General features: G+C 72.8%; 13 protein-coding genes and 1 pseudogene. 6 read left to right on the forward strand and 8 right to left on the reverse strand.

Annotated elements, in window-relative coordinates; genetic code table 11:
• Both ACTWPW_RS58150 and ACTWPW_RS58155 read right to left on the reverse strand, forming a co-directional pair.
• Positions 1 to 1,027: pseudogene (locus tag ACTWPW_RS58150) on the reverse strand (hypothetical protein); the annotation flags it as partial.
• Positions 1,028 to 1,135: 108 nt separating this feature from the next.
• On the reverse strand, positions 1,136 to 2,968 hold the full coding sequence (locus ACTWPW_RS58155; RefSeq protein ID WP_375114029.1) for an AMP-dependent synthetase/ligase: 1,833 nt from the start codon (positions 2,966 to 2,968) through the stop codon (positions 1,136 to 1,138).
• Positions 2,969 to 3,116: 148 nt separating this feature from the next.
• Between ACTWPW_RS58155 and ACTWPW_RS58160 the strand changes: the two genes are divergently transcribed.
• Positions 3,117 to 4,598: a peptide MFS transporter gene (locus ACTWPW_RS58160; RefSeq protein ID WP_375114030.1), complete on the forward strand. Its 1,482-nt coding sequence runs from the start codon at positions 3,117 to 3,119 to the stop codon at positions 4,596 to 4,598.
• A gap of 11 nt (positions 4,599 to 4,609) precedes the next feature.
• Positions 4,610 to 5,218: a trimeric intracellular cation channel family protein gene (locus ACTWPW_RS58165; protein ID WP_375114031.1), complete on the forward strand. Its 609-nt coding sequence runs from the start codon at positions 4,610 to 4,612 to the stop codon at positions 5,216 to 5,218.
• Positions 5,219 to 5,220: 2 nt separating this feature from the next.
• Here ACTWPW_RS58165 and yczR read toward each other — a convergent pair whose 3' ends face one another.
• A complete protein-coding gene (gene yczR, locus ACTWPW_RS58170; protein WP_375114032.1) occupies positions 5,221 to 6,651 on the reverse strand; it encodes a MocR-like transcription factor YczR in 1,431 nt (476 codons plus the stop codon).
• Between the two features lie 62 nt (positions 6,652 to 6,713).
• Between yczR and yczE the strand changes: the two genes are divergently transcribed.
• The 4 genes from yczE (at position 6,714) to ACTWPW_RS58190 (ending at position 11,618) form a co-directional block, all read left to right on the forward strand.
• Positions 6,714 to 7,319 (forward strand): membrane protein YczE, encoded by a 606-nt coding sequence (gene yczE / locus ACTWPW_RS58175; protein ID WP_375114033.1) that lies wholly within the window; start codon positions 6,714 to 6,716, stop codon positions 7,317 to 7,319.
• A 79-nt stretch (positions 7,320 to 7,398) separates the two neighbouring features.
• On the forward strand, positions 7,399 to 9,153 hold the full coding sequence (locus tag ACTWPW_RS58180; RefSeq protein WP_375114034.1) for a glycoside hydrolase family 15 protein: 1,755 nt from the start codon (positions 7,399 to 7,401) through the stop codon (positions 9,151 to 9,153).
• A gap of 159 nt (positions 9,154 to 9,312) precedes the next feature.
• Complete coding sequence (locus ACTWPW_RS58185) at positions 9,313 to 11,070, forward strand: hypothetical protein (RefSeq protein WP_443174116.1); 1,758 nt, start codon at positions 9,313 to 9,315, stop codon at positions 11,068 to 11,070.
• Positions 11,067 to 11,618 carry a hypothetical protein gene (locus ACTWPW_RS58190; protein WP_375114036.1) on the forward strand — a complete coding sequence of 184 codons (552 nt, stop codon included), beginning with the start codon at positions 11,067 to 11,069 and terminating at the stop codon, positions 11,616 to 11,618. Before ACTWPW_RS58185 ends, ACTWPW_RS58190 begins: the two co-directional genes overlap by 4 nt.
• Positions 11,619 to 11,623: 5 nt before the next feature.
• Here the strand turns inward: ACTWPW_RS58190 and ACTWPW_RS58195 are convergent, their stop codons facing one another.
• The 5 genes from ACTWPW_RS58195 to ACTWPW_RS58215 all read right to left on the reverse strand — a co-directional run.
• On the reverse strand, positions 11,624 to 12,628 hold the full coding sequence (locus ACTWPW_RS58195; protein WP_443174117.1) for a lytic murein transglycosylase: 1,005 nt from the start codon (positions 12,626 to 12,628) through the stop codon (positions 11,624 to 11,626).
• Positions 12,629 to 12,731: 103 nt separating this feature from the next.
• Entirely contained in the window at positions 12,732 to 14,594 is a 1,863-nt protein-coding gene (locus ACTWPW_RS58200) for a LamG-like jellyroll fold domain-containing protein (RefSeq protein ID WP_443174118.1), read from the reverse strand.
• Between the two features lie 102 nt (positions 14,595 to 14,696).
• A complete protein-coding gene (locus tag ACTWPW_RS58205; protein WP_443174119.1) occupies positions 14,697 to 16,007 on the reverse strand; it encodes a condensation domain-containing protein in 1,311 nt (436 codons plus the stop codon).
• Positions 16,004 to 17,233, reverse strand: a complete 1,230-nt coding sequence (locus ACTWPW_RS58210; RefSeq protein ID WP_443174120.1) for a 2-oxo acid dehydrogenase subunit E2 — start codon at positions 17,231 to 17,233, stop codon at positions 16,004 to 16,006. Before ACTWPW_RS58210 ends, ACTWPW_RS58205 begins: the two co-directional genes overlap by 4 nt.
• A partial coding sequence (locus ACTWPW_RS58215) for an alpha-ketoacid dehydrogenase subunit beta (protein WP_443174121.1) occupies positions 17,230 to 18,088 on the reverse strand: 859 nt, incomplete at its 5' end. The genes ACTWPW_RS58215 and ACTWPW_RS58210, both read right to left, overlap by 4 nt.

The following is an 18,088-nucleotide window of genomic DNA, read 5'->3' on the forward strand; positions in this document are numbered from 1 at the left end:
CCTCGGTGTGGGGGGAGATGACGTCGATCGTCCAGGTGCCCGCGGGGTAGAAGCGGTTCAGCTTCTTGTCCGGCAGGAACCTCCAGGTCTGCCAGCCGTCGGCCATCCGGGCCGGCGGGGGCGGGGCCAGGCGCCACACCAGGCGCGGCGGGATCTGCGGGTGGGACTGTGCGGGGACGCCGTCCTTGGGGCCCGCGCCGGCCGGGACGGGATCCGCCACCGGGTCGGCAACCGGGTCGGCAACCGGGTCGGCAACCGGGTCGGCAACGGAACCGGCCGCGCCCGGCGCGGCGGGCGACGGCGCGGCACCCGTGCCCGGGCCTGAGCCTGTGCCTGTGCCTGTGCCCGGATCGGGCGCGGGAGCTGGAGCGAGGCCCGGCGACGGGGCCGAGTCCTCGGCCGGGGCGAGACCCGGTGACGGGTCCGCGGCGGGGGCCTGAGCCGACCCGCGGGACTGGCCCGACCCGTGAACCGGGTCCGTCCCGTCGGTCCGGCCCGACGCCCGGGCCGGGGTGAGCGGCGAGGCCTGGGCCGGCTCCTGGCCCGGGGCCAGGACCGGCGCCTGAGCCTGGGCCGGGGCCTGGCCGGGAGCCTGATCCGGCGCGTGCGCCGGAGGCTGGGCGGGGACCTGATCCGGCGCCTGGGCCGGCGACTGAGCAGGCGTCTGAGGTGGTGCTTGGGCGGGCGGCTGGTCGGGTTGCTGGACAGGAGGCCGTACCGGGGATTGGACAGGGGGCCGGGCCGGTGGGTCCGCGGGTGAAGGCGCGGACGGGGGTGTCTTCGACAGGTCCGGTACGTGGGCCGGCGGGGCGCCGGGCTCGACCTTGACGGTGACGCCGTCCTTGCCCCGTGCCCCCTTGGCGATCACGTCGATCACCAGGCGGACGGAACCCTGCGCCCCTACGACGGGATCGGCGGGGCGTACGGTGATGGCGCTGATGTCGAGCTCACTCGCGGCGGAGAAGGCGGGTGCGGGCACCGTGAGCGACCCCGCCGCGAGCGAGACGAGAAGAAAGCTTCTGGTCATGATCGAGACGGTAGGAACCGTCCGGTAATGACCAGGACCACAACACACGCCCCTAATGGCAAAACCGGCTCAACCCGAAGAGACGCGCATCCGGCCGGCCGGATGCGGTTACCCGTAGAGCCTTTCGATGATGTCGGCGTATTTCGTGTGGATGATGCGCCGCTTCAGCTTCAGGCTCGGGGTGAGCTCCTCGGTCTCGGCCGTCCACTCCACGCCCAGCAGCGCCCACTTCTTGACCTGCTGCACCCTGGCCAGCTTGGCGTTGGCGGCCATCACCGCCGACTCCACCTCCTTGAGGACCTCCGGGTGCTCGGCCAGCTCGGCGAGCGAGTCGAACGTGATGCCGCGCGCCTGCGCCCAGCCGGGCGCCACCTCGGCGTCCAGCGTCAGCACGGCCACCGGGTGCGGCCGGTTGTCGCCGTAGGCGAGGGCCTGGCCGATGAGGCTGTGCTCCTTGAGGTGGTTCTCGATCTCGGCCGGGGAGATGTTCTCGCCGCCCGCGGTGATGATCAGCTCCTTCTTGCGGTCCACGACGCGGTAGAAGCCGTCCTCGTCGACCGTGCCGATGTCGCCGGTGTGCAGCCAGCCGTCGGCGTCCAGCAGCTCGGCGGTGGCCTGGGCGCGGTGGAGGTAGCCGCCGGTGTTGAGCGGGCTGCGGGTGAGGATCTCGCCGTCCTCGGCGATGCGGATCTCGACGCCGGGCTCGGCCCTGCCGACGGTGCCCAGGCGGTAGCAGGCGGGGCTGTTGCCGGTGAAGGCGCCGGTGGTCTCCGTCATGCCGTACACGTCGATGACCTTCAGCCCGAGACCCGCGTAGAAGTGCTGCACCTCGGGGGCCAGCGGCGCGGCGCCGGTGGCGGTCCACTCGGCGCGGTCGAACCCGATCATGCCGCGGATGACGGACAGGAGCGAGGCGTCGGCCTGGTCGTAGGCGGCCTGGATCTCGGGGGTGATCGTGCGGCCGTACTGGCCGGCCTCGACGTACGCGGCGCCCGCCTCCATGGCCTTGCGCACGGCGGCCTGCTGTTCCTCCGGCTGGGTGGCGAGCACGGCCAGCAGGCGGGCCATCATCTTCTCCCACACGCGCGGCACGCCGAAGAACATCATCGGCCTGACCTGGCCTAATGTGGCCCCGAGGTTGGCCAGGTCGGTGCAGAAGTGCACGTGGGAGACCTTGACCAGGGGCAGGTAGAGGCTGAGGATCCGCTCGGCGATGTGGGCGTAGGTGAGGTAGGAGATCTGCGTGCCGCGCACGGGCAGCGAGGTGAGGCGGTCGGTGGCGGCGACCTCGTAGAAGATGTTGGCGTGGGTGAGCGGCACGCCCTTGGGGGTGCCGGTCGTGCCCGAGGTGTAGAGGACGGTGGCCACGTCGTCGGGGGTGACCGCGCGCCAGCGGGCCTCGACCGTGTCCGGGTCCGCGGCCAGCCGCTCCCGGCCCAGGTCGAGGAAGTCGGCCCAGGTCATGAACCGGTCGCCGGCGGGCGCCCCGTCCAGCATGATGATCTTGCGGAGGCCGTCCAGCCCGTCGAGCACCGGCTCCCAGCGGGCCAGGTCGGCCGGGCCGCCGAGGACGGCGTACCGGGCGTCCACGTCGCCGGCCACGAAGGCGATCTGGTCGGACGCGAACGTCGAGTAGATCGTGCAGCCCACCCCGCCCGCGTGCACGGCGCCGAGGTCGGCCAGCACGTGCTCACTGCGGTTGACCATCATGAGGGCCACCGCCTCGCCGGGCCGGAGCCCGAGGGCGGCGAACGCGGCCGCGATCTCCAGGATCCGCCGGCGGGCCTGGCCGTAGGTCAGCGTCTTCCAGCCGTCCCCGTCCGGATCGGAGTAGGCGGGCGCGTCACCGTGTTGCTCGGCCGCCTGTCTGAGTTGCTCACAGACGGTACGGCCGGCGATCTGACGCTCGATCTCGGCCCGGACTTCGAGGACTTCGGCCATGGCACCCGCCTCCAGTCAGTATTCACTTGCATGAATGGGATGCATCGCACCACACCCCCGGAGCAGCGGCAAGTGCTTGCGGAGAGAGATCCGCGAGCTTCACGTAGAGTGATCACTTGCATGCGGAAAGTGCTCGACAGGGGGGTATATGAGCGACGGTGGCGGCAGGACGTTCTTCGGGCATCCCTGGGGGCTGGCCACGCTGTTCGGCACCGAGATGTGGGAGCGGTTCTCCTGGTACGGCCTGCGGGCGATCCTGGCCACCTTCATGGCCGCGTCGCCCGCGCACCAGGGCCTGGGCCTGTCGCAGGAGACGTCCCAGGCGGTCGTCGGCGTCTACGGCGCGCTCATCTACCTGGTGGCGCTGCCGGGCGGGTGGATCGCGGACCGCATCCTCGGGGCGCGCCGGTCGGTGTTCTGGGGCGGGTTCGTCATCATGCTCGGGCACATCAGCATGGCGATCCCGGTGACGTCGCCGTTCTTCGTCTGGCTGGGGCTGCTGCTGATCATCGCCGGCACGGGCCTGCTCAAGCCGAACATCTCCGTCATGGTCGGCCGGCTCTACCCGGACGAGGACGACGCGCGCAGGGACGCCGGGTTCTCGCTGTTCTACCTGGGCATCAACCTGGGCGCCTTCTTCGCGCCCATCGTGGTGGGCTGGCTGGCCGCCGGCGACCGGTGGCACCTGGGGTTCAGCGCGGCGGCGGTCGGCATGGCGCTGGGCCTGGTCCAGTACGTCTGGGGCGGCCGCAACCTGCGCGGCGTCGGCGAGCGCCCCGGCCTGCGCCTGACCCGCCGCGAACGCCTGCGCTTCGCCCGGGTCGTGACCCTCGGCACGGCGGCGGTGGCGATCGCGCTGGCGGCCTGGGCGGCGACCGGCACGCTCACGATCGACCGGCTCACCGTGGCGATCACGGTGGTCATCCTGATCGTGCCCATCGCCTACTTCGCGTACATCATGCTCGGCAGCCACGACCTGACCGAGGACGAGCGCATCCGGATGAAGGCCTACATCTGGCTGTTCGTGGCGGCGGCCGTCTTCTGGATGCTCTACGACCTGGCGCCGAGCAAGCTGCTGTTCTTCGCCGCGGACCACACCGACCTGTCGCTGTTCGGCGTCCCGATCCAGGCGGCCACGACGCAGTCGTTCAACCCGCTGTTCATCATGATCTTCGTGCCGGTGTTCGCGGCGCTGTGGGTGAAGCTGGGCACGCGGGTGAGCACGCCGCAGAAGTTCGGGTTCGCGCTCGTCATGGTGGGGCTGAGCTTCGTGGTCATGGCGGTGGCGGCGGGGCTGGCCGGGGCCGGGCGGGTCTCGGTGTGGTGGCTGGTGCTGGTCTACCTGGTCCAGGTGTTCGGGGAGCTGTCGCTGAGCCCGGTCGGGCTGTCGGTGACGACGAAGCTGGCGCCCGAGGCGTTCAAGGGGCAGATGCTGGGGATCTGGTTCATCGCGGTGTCGGTGGGCGACGCGGTCGGCGGGCAGACGGGGCGGCTCAACCGGGTGCTGTCCGAGCCGATGTACTACCTGGTGCTGGCGGCGATGGCGGTCGTGGCGGGGATCGCGCTGTTCATGTTCACGCGGAGGCTGCGGGTGATGATGGCCGAGCATCACGAACCCGCCATGCGGTAGACATTTCGATCGTGTCCGAAATTCTGGATCTAGCCGGCATTTTCGTCTTCGCGTTGTCCGGCGCGCTCATGGGCGTACGCAAGCGGCTCGACGTGGTCGGGATGGGGGTGCTGGCCGAGATGACCGCGCTGGGCGGGGGCGTCGTCCGCGACCTCATCCTCAACGTGCGGCCGATCGCCTTCCAGAGCGTCGGCTACGTGCTGGTGCCGGTCGTGGCGACGGTGATCGTCTTCTTCTGGCACCCGCACGTGGCCCGGGTGATGCCGGCCATCCTGGTCCTGGACGCGGCCGGGCTCGGGCTGTTCTGCGCGGTCGGGACGGAGAAGGCCATGGAGTACGGCCTCAGCCCCCTGCACGCGGCGCTGCTGGGCGTCACGACGGGGGTGGGCGGGGGGATGCTCCGCGACGTGCTGGCCGGGCAGATCCCCGCGCTCCTGTACGACCGGCAGTTCTACGCGGTGCCGGCCATGCTGGGGTCGGGGGTGATGGCGGGGCTGTCGTCGTACGGGCTGCACGGGTGGCCGGCGGTGCTGGCGGCGGCGATGCTGGCGTTCGGCCTGCGGATCGCGGCCATGCGCCGCAAGTGGCAGGCACCGCTGGCCAGGGGCCTCAACGAGTGAGGTCACACCATCGCGATGAGCGAGTCCGGGGGGCGGGGGGTGCCGGAGGGGCCGTGGTCGCGGGCGGCGCGCAGGCGGACGACCGCGTCCGTCAGGGCCTGGGGCGGCTGGGTGAAGGGGAGGCGGAGGTAGCCCTCGTGGGTGCCCTCCAGGCCGAACCAGGGGCCGGGCGCCAGGCGTACGCCGTGGGAGGCGGCCGCCTCGGCGAGCGGGGTCGAGCCGCCGGCGTCCAGGCGTACCCACAGGGTGCCGCCGCCGCGCGGCAGCTCGAACGTCCATTCCGGCAGGTGCTCGCGCAGGCCCGCGACCAGCGCGTCGCGTGAGGCGCGCAGGGTGCGGCGGCGTTCGGCGCGGGTCTCCTCCAGCCGGTCGAACAGCCGCGCCACCACGAGTTGCTCCAGCACCGGGCTGGCGATGTCCACCGACGAGCGGAAGGTGGCCAGGCGGCGGGCGAGTGCGGCGGTGGTGCGGATCCAGCCGATGCGCAGCCCGCCCCACCACAGCTTGGACGCCGACCCGATGCTGATCATCCGGCTGTCGCTGTCGAACGCCGCCATCGGCGAGGTGCGGGGCACCTCGTCCAGCGCCAGCTCCGACCAGGTCTCGTCCACCAGCACCATGGTGTCGTTCCGCCGGGCGGCGCCCGCGACGGCGGCGCGGACGGGGTCCTCCATGAGGGCGCCCGTCGGGTTCTGGAAGTCGGGCATGAGGTAGGCCAGGCGGGCGCCCGACTGCCGCATGGCCCCGGCGACCAGGTCCTGCTGCCAGCCCTCGTGGGAGATCCCGACCGGGACGATGCGGGCGCCGCGGTGGCGGGCCGCGTCGATGGCGTGCGGGTACGTCGGCGACTCCACCACCACCGCGTCGCCGGCGCCGACGAGCAGGCCCATGACGAGCTGGATGGCGTGCTGGGAGCCGGTGGTGACGATGATCTGCTCGGGCCTGGTGGCCACTCCCCTGGCGGTGTACCGGGCGGCGATCCGCTCCCTGAGCACGGGCAGGCCCATGGGGTCGTAGCCGTTGCCCATGCCGTACCGGGGGATGTCCTCGACCGCCTCCGCCATGGCGGCGGTGAGCGCCGTGGGGCCGGGCGGGGCGGCGCAGTGGAGCTGGACGAGGCTGTCGCCGTCGGTGCTGAGCCACGGGTTCTCGGCCGTCGTGGCCGGGTCGGGCAGGGCGGTCCAGCTGCCCGAGCCCTGCCGGCTCTCCAGGTAGCCGCGCTCGCGCAGCAGGTCGTAGGCCGAGGTCACGGTGGTGCGGCTGACCTGGAGGACCTCGGCCAGGTGGCGTTCGGCGGGCATGCGGACGCGGACCGGGAGCCGGCCGTCCATGATCAGGCCGCGGACGCCGTCGGCGAGGGCGCGGTAGTACGGCCGCGCGTCCGGGCCGATGCCGACCAGCCGGGCCACCTGCGTCGCTGAGACATGTCTCATAAGGCCACTTTTCGTGATTGGCCCTGTTTTGGCAAGTGGCAAGATGCCAATCTGGGTCCACTATGAGCGAGACCACCACCGTCCCCGAGCGGAGTTCACTGCCCGCCCGCCTCTTCCGCCTCTACGGCGGCCTGGCCCTGTACGGGGCCGGCATCGGCCTCCAGGTCGAGTCCGGGCTGGGCAACGACCCCTGGGACGTCTTCCACCAGGGCCTCGGCCTCAGGCTCGGGCTGTCCATCGGAACCGTGATCATCGCGGTGGGCGCCCTGGTGATGCTGCTGTGGATCCCGCTGAAGCAGAAGCCGGGTCTCGGGACGATCAGCAACGTGGTGTTCCTCGGCCTGTTCGCCGACGCCGCGATCTTCCTGCTCCCGGCCCCGGGCAACGTCGTGCTGCAGGCCCTGTACGTGGCGCTCGGCGTCACCTCCATCGCCCTGGCCACGGTCCTGTACATCGGCGCCGGCATGGGCCCGGGCCCCCGCGACGGCGTCATGACCGGCCTGATGCGCCTCGGCCTGTCGGTACGGCTCTCGCGGCTGCTCATCGAGGTCACCGTGCTGATCGCCGGCTGGCTGCTGGGCGGGACGGTGGGCCTGGGGACGCTGGCGTTCGCGCTGGCCATCGGGCCGTTGACGCAGCTGTTCACCCGCTGGTTCCCTCTGACGTGATCCTCGTGGCCGGGCCGATCATGACGCGACATGATCGGCCCGGCCACGGGATCACCCCTCCTCGCAGTAGCGTCTAGGCATGCGGATCGAGGATTACGCCCTGATCGGAGACATGCAGTCGGCCGCGCTGGTGGGGAGGGACGGTTCGATCGACTGGCTCTGCCTGCCCAGGTTCGACTCGCCGTCGTGTTTCTCGGCGCTGCTCGGCACCGAGCGCAACGGCAGCTGGTGGCTCGGGCCCACCGGGAGGAAGCCGGCCACCAGGCGCCGGTACCGCCCCGACACGCTCATCCTGGAGAGCGAGTGGGACACCCCGACGGGCACCGTCCGTGTGATCGACTTCATGCCGCCGCGCGACCGCAACCCCGACGTCGTCCGCATCGTCGAGGGCGTCTCCGGGACCGTGGAGGTCTCCACCCAGCTCCGGGTGCGCTTCGACTACGGCCGGATCGTGCCGTGGGTGCGCCGGACCAACGGGCACATGCAGGCCATCGGCGGGCCCGACTCGGTGTGGCTGCACTCCCCCGTGCCGCTCAAGGGCGGCGACTACGCCCACCGGGCGACCTTCACCGTCAAGGAGGGCGACCGGCTGCCGTTCGTGTTCACCTGGCACCCCTCGCACGAGCCGATGCCGCCGCAGATCGACTGCCATGAGCAGCTCGCGGAGACCGAGGCTTTCTGGGCGGAGTGGGTGGCCAAGTGCACCTACTCGGGGCCCTACCGGGAGGCCGTGGTCAGGTCGCTGATCACGCTGAAGGGGCTGACGTACGCGCCGACCGGCGGCATCGTGGCCGCGGCCACCACGTCCCTGCCCGAGGACATCGGCGGGGTGCGCAACTGGGACTACCGCTTCTGCTGGCTGCGCGACGCGACGCTGACGCTCGACGCGCTGATCAGCTCGGGCTACCTGGAGGAGGCGGCCGACTGGCGGGCGTGGCTGCTGCGCGCCATCGCCGGCCGCCCGCAGGACCTGCAGATCATGTACGGCGTCGCGGGCGAGCGCCGCCTGCCCGAGCTGCGCCTGGACTGGCTCGACGGCTACGAGGACTCCCGCCCCGTCCGGATCGGGAACGAGGCGGTCAAGCAGCTCCAGCTCGACGTGTACGGCGAGGTCATGAACTGCCTCTACGTCTCGCGCTCGCGCGGCCTGTCGCCCGACGACCGGGCCTGGAGCATCCAGCGGCAGCTGCTCGACTATGTGGAGGACCACTGGGACGAGCCGGACGAGGGCCTGTGGGAGGTGCGGGGGCCGCGCCGGCACTTCGTGCACTCGAAGGTGATGTGCTGGGTGGCGCTCGACCGGGCGGTCAAATACGTCGAGGGCTTCGGGCGTACCGGGCCGGTGGAGAAGTGGCGGGCGCTGCGCGACGTCATCCACGCGGAGATCTGCGAGAAGGGCTACGACCGGCAGCGCAACACCTTCACCCAGTCGTACGGCTCCTCCGAGCTGGACGCGGCCCTGCTGATGATCCCCGTGGTGGGCTTCCTGCCCGTCGACGACCCCCGCGTGGCGGGGACGGTCGCGGCGATCGAGAAGGAGCTCATGTCCGACGGCTTCGTCCTGCGCTACCCGCTGGCCGCCGACAACGACGTGGACGGCCTGCCGGGTGGCGAGGGCGCGTTCCTGGCGTGCAGCTTCTGGCTGGTGGAGGTGATGGCGATGCAGGGCCGCAAGGAGGAGGCGAAGGATCTGTTCGAGCGGCTGCTGGCGCTGCGCAACGACGTGGGCCTGCTGGCGGAGGAGTTCGACCCGCGATATGACCGCCTGGTCGGCAACTTCCCGCAGGCCTTCAGCCACGTGCCTCTGGTGCACGCCGCCCGCGCCCTGTCGTAGCAGATCACCCGCCTGAACCGGGCCGTCCCCCGCGCGAGACGGCCCGGCATCTGCCCGGCATTTGCTGATCTTCCGCCGTTCATGTCCGATTCATCCGGTTCCGCCACGCTCCCGCCGTAGCCGGAGCACCCTTTCGGCGGGACGGAGAAAAGCACCTTCATGAGTCACGGCCATCACCATCAGCACGAGCACGAGCACGGGCACGGGCACGGGCACGGGCACGGGCACGGGCACGACCATGTGCACGAGGACCTCGGAGACAACGAGGCGGCACAGGCGCGGGACCTTTCGATCCCGGACGGCGAGCTGCCGCCCGGGCAGCTCTCCCGGCGGCGGATGTTCCGCCGGGCGGGCCTGCTGGGAGCCGGGCTGACCGCCGCCGGCGTCCTGGGGGGTCAGGGCCAGGCGGCGGCCGCCACCACCCCTGGGGACGAGGGACGCGGCCGGGAGCCCAGGGACGGTTACCAGTGGCTGGCCGGCGACCACCACATCCACACCCAGTACAGCTCCGACGGCATCTACCGGGTCATCGACCAGGTCCGCCACGGCAACGCGTACGGCCTGGGCTGGATGGTCATCACCGACCACGGTGGCGCCACGCACGCCAAGATCGGCGTGGACAAGGTCAACCCCGACATCGTGGCGGCCCGCGAGTCCGTCAAGGACACGCTGGTCTTCCAGGGCCTGGAGTGGAACATCCCGGCCGCCGAGCACGGCACCGTGTTCGTCGCCCCCGGCCGGGGCGAGGTCGAGACGCTCAAGGAGTTCGAGAACTCCTTCGACGGCTCGGTGAAGGGCGCGAGCTCCAACACGCCGCAGAACGAGGCGCTGGCCATCGCCGGCCTGAACTTCCTGGCCGACGCCGTCAGGAAGCGCCGGATCCCCGACGCGCTGTTCCTCGCCAACCACCCCTCCAGGAAGGGCATCGACTCCCCGCACGAGATCCGCGGCTGGCGCGACGCCCAGCCGTCGATCGCGGTCGGCATGGAGGGCGCCCCCGGCCACCAGGCCGCCGGCATCCCCAAGCCGAACGGCCCCGGCGGCGGGCGGGGCATCTACGACAGCAACCCCGGCCCCGACTCCTTCCCCGGCTACCCGGCCGAGAGCTACAAGACCTTCGGCGGGTTCGACTGGATGACCGCCACCGTGGGCGGGCTCTGGGACAGCCTGCTGGCCGAGGGCAAGCCGTGGTGGATCACGGCGAACTCCGACGCCCACTGGGTGCACGCCGACACCAGCGACCGCGGCCCGAACAGCGACTTCAACGCCAACGGCCGCTACGAGGACCCCATCTACAAGGGCGTGGCCAACTTCGGCTCCGGCGACTTCTGGCCCGGCTACTACAGCAGGACCCACGTCGGCGCGGAGGACTTCTCCTACCGCGCGGTCATGGACGGCCTGCGCGCCGGGCGCGTCTGGGTGGACCACGGCGGCCTGATCAGCGCCCTGGTGGTGCGGGCCCGCGCGGCCGGCACCGGTCAGCGCGGGGTGACGCTCGGCGACACCCTCCACGTACGCAGGGGCGCCCGCGTCGAGCTGGCCATCGAGATCACCCTGGCCGGGCGGCCCAACTGGGCGCAGTTCGTGCCCGCGCTGGCCCGGGTGGACGTCATCCAGGGCGACGTCACCGGCCCCGCCGCCGACAAGGACGCCTTCACCACGCCGAGCACGAAGGTCGTGAAGTCGTTCGAGGTGGGCAGGAACAGCGGCACCGTCACCTTCACGTACCAGCTGGGCGCCGTCGACCGCCCGGTGTACGTGCGGCTGCGCGGCACCGACGGCAAGCGCGGCGCCCCCGGCCTGCTGGGCGCCGCGGTGGACCCGAACGGCCCGCAGATCGACGTGTACGGCGACGCCGACCCGTGGAACGACCTGTGGTTCTACAGCAACCCCATCTGGGTCCTGCCGCGCCGATGATCCTCGGTTTCGACACGGGCGCGCGTACGCTCCCCGAGGCCGAGCACCTGCTCCACACCGTGGCGCGGGAGCTCGGCCTGCCGGGCGACGCCGTCGGCTGCACCCATTTCGTCCCGGCGGGACCGGCGGGCGAGGAGCCGCACGTGGCCTGCTCGCTGGCCGTGCCGGGCCCGGTGACCCCTCCCCCGGCGGCCACGTCGTGGGCGCTCGGCGACGCGCGTACCGGGCCGCTGGCGGCGGGGGCGGCGCTGGCGGCGGCCGAGCACGCCGCGCGGCGCGGCGGCCGGATCGTCACCTTCCCCGGCCGTGACCTGCTCACCGGCACCCTCAGCGCTGGTGAGCTCCGCAGTGGCTCGGCCATCGACCGGGTGCTGGTGCTCGCCTCACCCGACCCGCCCGCCGACGACGTGCTCATCGTGACGAACGAGCACGTCAGGCCGGTCTGGCGGGACGGGCTCATGACCCTGCTCACCATGCCGGCCGCCGGTGGCCGGCTCGCCCCCGCCGAGGTGCCGAACCCGACTCCCTGCTGCGCCGACCACACCTGAGCCTCTTACGGGCCGGTGAGGCGGCGCTCGCCTTCGGTGGTGAGCACGAACACCTGCCAGTTGTAGTAGGCGTAGAACGCGCGCGGGTCCCGCTTGATCTGGCGGGCGTGCAGCAGGATCGCGTTCACGTACGCCTGCGACGGGTTGTAGGCGTGCAGCGCCCGCTGGTAGTCGCGAGGGGCGCCGGTGGCCTTGAGGTAGTTGGCCGCGCCCATGATCGCGTCACGCGGGTCCTGCACGTCACCGCCCAGCCCGTACGCCTTCCAGGTCGCGGGCATGAACTGCATCGGCCCCTGGGCCCCGGCGTGGCTGTCGGACTTCACCCGGCCGAACTTCGTCTCGGCGAACATCACCGCCGCCAGCACCTCCCACTCCACCCCGAACCGGCGCTCGGCCTTCTTGAAGAATCCGAGCAGCTCGGCGGCGGGGCGGGCCGGTTGGGTCCGGAACACGGCGGTGGGCTTGATGGGGCGGGCCAGGGCGAGCAGCTCGCGGATCGCCCCGGTGTTGTCCCTGGCCTGGGCGGCCAGGGCGGAGGGCAGGCGGGCGAAGGCCCGGGAGGCGACCTCGGGGTGGCGGGCGGCATGGCGGTAGATGCGCTGCTGGTACAGGGCCAGCAGCTCGACGTCTTCGGGCGGCTCGCCGCGCGCCGCCGCCCCGTCGCCGGTCCAGGCGTCGATGGCGTCGTTCAGCGCGGCGGTGGTCTCCTTCAGGGCCGCGGCCATCCTGGCGGCGCTCGCCGGGACCTTCTCGCCGGGCTCGGGAAGCGCCTTCTCCGGGGCGCCCGCCGTCGCGCTGGGCGCTGACGACGGCGCTGACGACTGGGCTGACGACTGGGCTGACGACTGGGCCGACGACTGGGCTGACGACTGGGCCGACGACGGGAGCGGCGCCGCGGAGCCGCTCCCGTCGGGCGCTCCGCAGGCCGCCGTCCCGGCGAGCGCGGCGACCGCGACGGCTGCGGCAGCCCCGCGGCCCGGGCGTCTCAGCTGCTTCTGGCGTGCCTCCATGGACGGCCAACCTACCCGGTACGCGGCGCCCGTCCCAGATCGATCCCGGCACCCACGCCCCGGATCGCCCCCCGCACCCGGCAGCGCCGCGAGCCCACGGCGGTCACGCGTACGGGGTGAGGAACTCCCCGGGCCGCAGGGCCCGCGCGACGATCCGCACGTCGCCGATCCAGCCGTAGTAGCCCTGCCCGTACTTCAGCGCGAACTGCGTCCCGCCGATCGCGAACGGCCGGCCCAGCGTCGAGATGCCCTTCGACGGCTGCGACGGGTTGCGGGCGATCCTCGAGCCGTCCACGTACACCACCGTCCGCCGCGCGTCGTTGACCACCGCCAGGTGCATCCAGCGGCCCACCGGCAGGGCGTGGCTCCACGAGGTGGGGTCGGCGTCGCGGTCCGTCGGGTAGACGACGTACTGCAGGAATCGCTCGGGCGACAGGTTCAGGCTGCACGTGGGCTCGTCGGGCGACCAGCCGCTGGACTTGCCGGCGTCGCCGCTGCGGCCCTCCCAGCTCAGGATGCCCATCCACGCGTGGTCGCCCTCGAACGGCTCCGGCAGCTTGACGAACGCCTCGATCGTGTACCCGGACTCGAACGTCATGGCGTTGATCGGCGCGTTCGCCGCCGACCTGAGCACCGCGCCCCGGTCGGGGTTCTTGCCGCCGTCGAAGCGGAGGCTGGCGTGGGCGGGTTGGCCCTCGTGGTGCTCGGCCGACCACTTCAGCGTCTCGGGGGCGCTGGCGTGCAGCAGCTCCATGGTCAGGTCGTTGCCGCCGCCGGTCAGGTCGCGGGCGACCGTGCCGGCCGGGACGACCGCGCCGTCCGTTCCCGCGCCCGCCAGGCCCTCCCCGTCGAACCGCCAGTACGCCACCGTGCCCCTCGGCATCACCTCCCGCGCCGGCCGGGGCGGGACCGGGGTACGCGGGGCGAACCCGGCGAAGCGCTCGTCGAAATCGATCTCGATGCTGAAGCGGTCCACGGGGCCGGTCAGCTCGAGGTGCTCGGCCTCCAGCGGCGTGCGCTCGTCCGGGTCACGCTCCAGCAGCCACGGCGACAGCGTCTCGACGTCGATCACGTTGCGGACGAGGTCGAAGGCGTAGAGCCGGACCATGCCCGCGCCGCCGTAGTAGCGGTCCTGGTAGTTGGCGATGTGCACGTGCACGTCGTGGCCGGCGTCGTTCTTGAGCACCGTACGGCCGGGTGGCCAGTAGTGGCCGTTGAGCGTCAGGAAGATCTGGTCGTTGCGCCTGATGAGCCCGTCCCACAACCGCTGCCCGAACTGCGACAGCGCGGCCACCCCGTCCTCGCCCGCCCAGGCCAGGTCGTGGGTGGTGAGGATGACGGGCAGCGTGCGGTTGGCGTCGATGACGCCCTGCGCCCACTGCAGGCCCTTGGCGGAGATCCGCCAGTCGAGCGCGAGCACCAGCCACTGCCGGCCGCCCGCGTCGAGCACGTGGTAGCTGTTGTACCCGTCGGGCGACGCTCCGCGAAACGTGGGCATCCTGGCGTACCTGGCGGGGCCGAACGCCTTGAGGTAGGCGCTGTCGCCGCGCTGGTCGTCGGTGCCGGAGCTCACGTCGTGGTTGCCGGCCAGGACGCTGTAGGACAGTCGGCCGTCCAGGGCCCGGAACGCGTCGGCGGCCAGGCCGAGCTCCTGCTCCGTGCCGTGCTCGGTGACGTCGCCGAGGTGGGTCATGAAGGCGATGTTCCGGCTCTCGCGCTCGCCGGTGAGGAAGCGGAACGTCTGGCGCACGGGGGCCGGGTCGGAGCGGTCCTCGTCGAAGAGGTACTGCGTGTCGGGCAGCACGCCGATGGTGAAGCGCGGGCTCCGGCGGTCGAACCTGCCGCCGGTCGCCGCGTCGGCGGTCGCCGCGTGGGCCGGGGCCGTCATGCCGGCGAGGGTCCCGGCGGCGGGGGCCGCGAGTGCCGCCGTCAGCAGGGCCCGGCGGCCGAGGGAGGGGTGGGACATGTGTCGTACTCCGTTTCAGGGTGCCGCCAGCACCATGATCGTCGTACGTGGCGCGGTGGTGCCGCGGGCGATAACGCCCGCCCTCCGCCGGCCGAAATCTTGTCACGCGTCCGGGCCGTGCAGGATCGCGAGCAGGGTCCTGGCGTGCTCCGCGAGCTCGGCGGGGGTGAAGCGGGCGAGCCTGCCGGTGAGCGCCAGCTCGTACTCGCCGCCCCTCGGCGTGGCGGTCAGGCCGAGGTCGAAGCTCGCGTCGTCCACCTCGTGCTCCCAGACGCGGGCCGACAGGCCGGTCCAGCCGGGCGGCGGCTCGGGGTCGTCGCGGTGGACGAACGCGGCCTGGAAGGACGGGTGCACGCCGGGCAGCCGGTGGCCGCCGAGACCGGAGACGAGGGCGTCGAACGGGATCTCCGCGGCCAGCGCCCCGGCGACGGCCTCCCTGACGCGGGCGAGCAGCGCCGGGAAGCCGTCCGGCACCCGCACGCGCAGCGGCACGAGGTTGATGAAGCAGCCCGCGACCGGCTCCAGCTCGCGGCGGGCGCGCCCGCTCGTCACCGTGCCCACCACCAGGTCGCCGCGCCCGCTCAACCGGCGCAGCAGCACCAAATACGCCGCCAGCAGCGCGGCGAACGGCGTGACCGGCCCGCCCCCGCGGAGCCCGTCCACCACCTCCCGCCCGGCCCGCACCACGGCGGTCGCGCTGCCGCCCCGCGCGGGCGGGACGCGCGGGAACAGCGGCTCGATCCCGGCCAGCCGGTCCCGCCAGTACGGCAGCCGCCCGGGCACCCGCTCCGCGGCCCTGGCCAGGGACCAGGCGGCGTAGTCGGCGTACTGGACGGACGGGGGCGGCGGGAGGTCCGCGCCCGAGTACAGCGCCGCCAGCTCGGCCGCCATCAGCGCCACCGAGCCGCCGTCGCCCGCGATGTGGTGGCAGGCCAGGAACAGGCGGTGCTCGCGCGGGCCGAGCCGGTAGACGGTCAGCCGCAGGAGCGGGCCACGTTCGAGGTCGAACCGCTCCCCCGCCGCCGCCCGGGCCAGCCGCAGCGCCTCCTCCTCGGGCAGGCCGGTCAGGTCGAGCAGCTCCAGCGGCACCGGCTGCACAGGCCGGATCACCTGGTGCGGCAGGCCGTCTACGGCGGTGTAGCGGGTGCGCAGCGCCTCGTGCCTGGACACCAGCGCGGTGCGCGCTGCTGACAGCCGGTGCAGGTCCAGCTCGCCGGTGAGGGCCAGGCCGAGGGTGACGTTCGGCGGGGCCGCGTCCGGGGTGACCTGGGCGGCCAGCCAGATCCTGCGCTGCTCGTGGGAGCACTCCAGCGGCTCGCCGGTCCTGGGCACGGGCGGGATGGCGGTGGCCGCCGCCTTCCTGGCGAGCAGCCTGGTCAGCAGCTCGCGCCGCCGGTCGGTGAGCTCCGTCATCGGCTTCCTCGCCGCTCGGTCGGCTGTCGTGGGGTGTCCTCGACGAGCGCGGCCGGTGACTCGAGCGCCGCCCTGATCGCCTCCAGGAACTGGACGGCGTCGTGCCCGTTGGCGTAGCGGTGGTCGTAGGCCAGCCCGAGGTGCACGGTGTGCCGCGCCTCGAACCCGTCCCCGACCGGCACCGCCTCCCTCCGCGGCGCCGCCAGCGACAGGGCGCAGACGTGGCCGGGGAAGACGATCGGGATCGCCAGCGTGACCGCGCCCTGGTTGTGCAGGGTCACCACGATGTTGGCGCCCGACAGGTCCTCCTCGCGGAAGGCGCCGCGCATCGCGGCCAGCCGGTGTTTCATGAGCGTCCGGGAGATCTCGCCCAGCGAGCGGTTCGTGGCGTCGTGCACCACGGGGACGAACAGCCCCTTCCCGGCGTCCATGGTGACGCCGACGTGCGCGGTGGCGGCGCGGCGCAGGCGGCCGGGGGCGATCGGGGTGGCGTACGCGACCTCGAACCGCCCGACCAGCCCGGCCACGGCCTTGACCAGGAGCTCGGGCAGGCCGACCAGGGTGCGTTCCCTGGGGGTGAGGTCGCGGGCCAGCCGCAGCGCGTCCTCGACGTCGACCTTGACCACGGTGTAGGCGGCGGGCACCTCGCGGTGGGTCCGGCTCACCACGTCGGCGATGCGCCGCTGGGTCCTGGGCAGGACGAGCTCCGCCGCGTCCGCGCCGCCGAGGGCTGCGGGGGCGGCCGGTTGCGGGGCGGCCCCGTCTTGCAGGGCGGCCCCGTCTTGGAGGGCGGCCACGTCGGCTCGGCGGATCAGCCGCTTCCCCAGGGCGCGGACCCGGTCCTCGCCGATGCCCAGCTCGTCCATGAGCGTGCGGGCGGGGGCGGTGATGACCACGTCGGGAGCCATCCCGGCCGCGGGCGCTGGGGTAGGCGCGGGCGCGGCGGTGGAGGCGGGCGCGGCGGTGGGGGCGGAGGCGGGAGCGCTGGTGGGGGTGGAGGCGGTGAGGGTGGCGATGGTCTGGCCGGGGAGGCACTCGGTGCCCTCCCCGACCAGGTGCCGCAGCAGGCCCTCGGTCTCGGCCGCCAGCTCCTCGACCGTCTTCGACGTCTCGATCAGCGCCAGGACGTCCCCCGGCCGTACCGTGGAGCCGTCCTTCGCGACCCACTCCAGCAGCAGGTAGCGCGCGTCGTTGCTGTTGATCTTCGGTACGACGACGCCGGTCATGCCAGCGCCTCCAGGACGGCCCGGCGGATGGTATGTGCGTGCACGAGCACCTCGCGTTCCAGGTGAGGGGCGGCGGGGATGATGCCCGCTGCCGCGCTGACCAGCGTGATCGGCCGGGTCAGCCGGTCCCACAGCAGGGGGTGCAGCCGGGCCGCCACCTCGGCGCCCCAGGTGCCGCCCGCGCCACCGTCCTCGGCGACGCAGACGTGCCGGCCGCGCGGCGGCACCCCGCCCAGCTGGAACGGGTACAGCCGGGCGGGCACCAGCAGCTCGCACAGGACGTCGTGCTCCAGCAGCAGCTCGCGCATGGCCTCCAGGGCACGGTGCGCCATCCCGCCGGGCACGATCAGGGTGCAGTCGTAGTCCGCGACCCCCTCCAGGAACACCCGGGCCACCCCCGGCCGCTCCCCCACCTCCTCGAACCGGAACAGGTCGTCCACCACCCCCTCGCGGAACATCCGCCGCGTGTACAGCACCTTGTCCTCGAAGAGCAGGCAGGGCCGCCGCGTGCCGAGGCAGTGCTCCAGCAGGGCGCGGGCGTCGTGGAACGGGGTGAGCTCCAGCACCGAAAGGCCCGGGACGCCGATGAAGTGCTTCTGCGGGCTCTGGCTGTGCGTCGGCCCGTATCCCCGGTGCCCGCCCGACGGGCAGCGGACGACCAGGGGCACGGGGACCGGGCGGCCGTACATGGTGGTGGTCTTGCCGGCGAAGTTCAGGAGCTGGTCGAAGGCGAGCGCGGCGAAGTCGGCGAACATGATCTCGACGATGGCCTTGTCGCCGGCCAGCGCCAGCCCGGCTCCGGCGCCGACGATGGCGCCCTCGCTGAGCGGGGTGGAGCGCACGCGCTCGCCGAAC

The sequence above is a fragment of the Nonomuraea sp. KM90 genome (assembly GCF_052246675.1).
GTDB lineage: Bacteria > Actinomycetota > Actinomycetes > Streptosporangiales > Streptosporangiaceae > Nonomuraea.

Coding starts and splice junctions, on each gene's coding strand:
- ACTWPW_RS58195 (WP_443174117.1), bottom strand. CDS start 12,628: ATGGAGGCACGCCAGAAGCAGCTGAGACGCCCGGGCCGCGGGGCTGCC.
- ACTWPW_RS58200 (WP_443174118.1), bottom strand. CDS start 14,594: ATGTCCCACCCCTCCCTCGGCCGCCGGGCCCTGCTGACGGCGGCACTC.
- ACTWPW_RS58155 (WP_375114029.1), bottom strand. CDS start 2,968: ATGGCCGAAGTCCTCGAAGTCCGGGCCGAGATCGAGCGTCAGATCGCC.
- yczE (WP_375114033.1), top strand. CDS start 6,714: ATGAGCGAGACCACCACCGTCCCCGAGCGGAGTTCACTGCCCGCCCGC.
- ACTWPW_RS58205 (WP_443174119.1), bottom strand. CDS start 16,007: ATGACGGAGCTCACCGACCGGCGGCGCGAGCTGCTGACCAGGCTGCTC.
- yczR (WP_375114032.1), bottom strand. CDS start 6,651: ATGAGACATGTCTCAGCGACGCAGGTGGCCCGGCTGGTCGGCATCGGC.
- ACTWPW_RS58190 (WP_375114036.1), top strand. CDS start 11,067: ATGATCCTCGGTTTCGACACGGGCGCGCGTACGCTCCCCGAGGCCGAG.
- ACTWPW_RS58180 (WP_375114034.1), top strand. CDS start 7,399: ATGCGGATCGAGGATTACGCCCTGATCGGAGACATGCAGTCGGCCGCG.
- ACTWPW_RS58185 (WP_443174116.1), top strand. CDS start 9,313: ATGAGTCACGGCCATCACCATCAGCACGAGCACGAGCACGGGCACGGG.
- ACTWPW_RS58160 (WP_375114030.1), top strand. CDS start 3,117: ATGAGCGACGGTGGCGGCAGGACGTTCTTCGGGCATCCCTGGGGGCTG.
- ACTWPW_RS58210 (WP_443174120.1), bottom strand. CDS start 17,233: ATGACCGGCGTCGTCGTACCGAAGATCAACAGCAACGACGCGCGCTAC.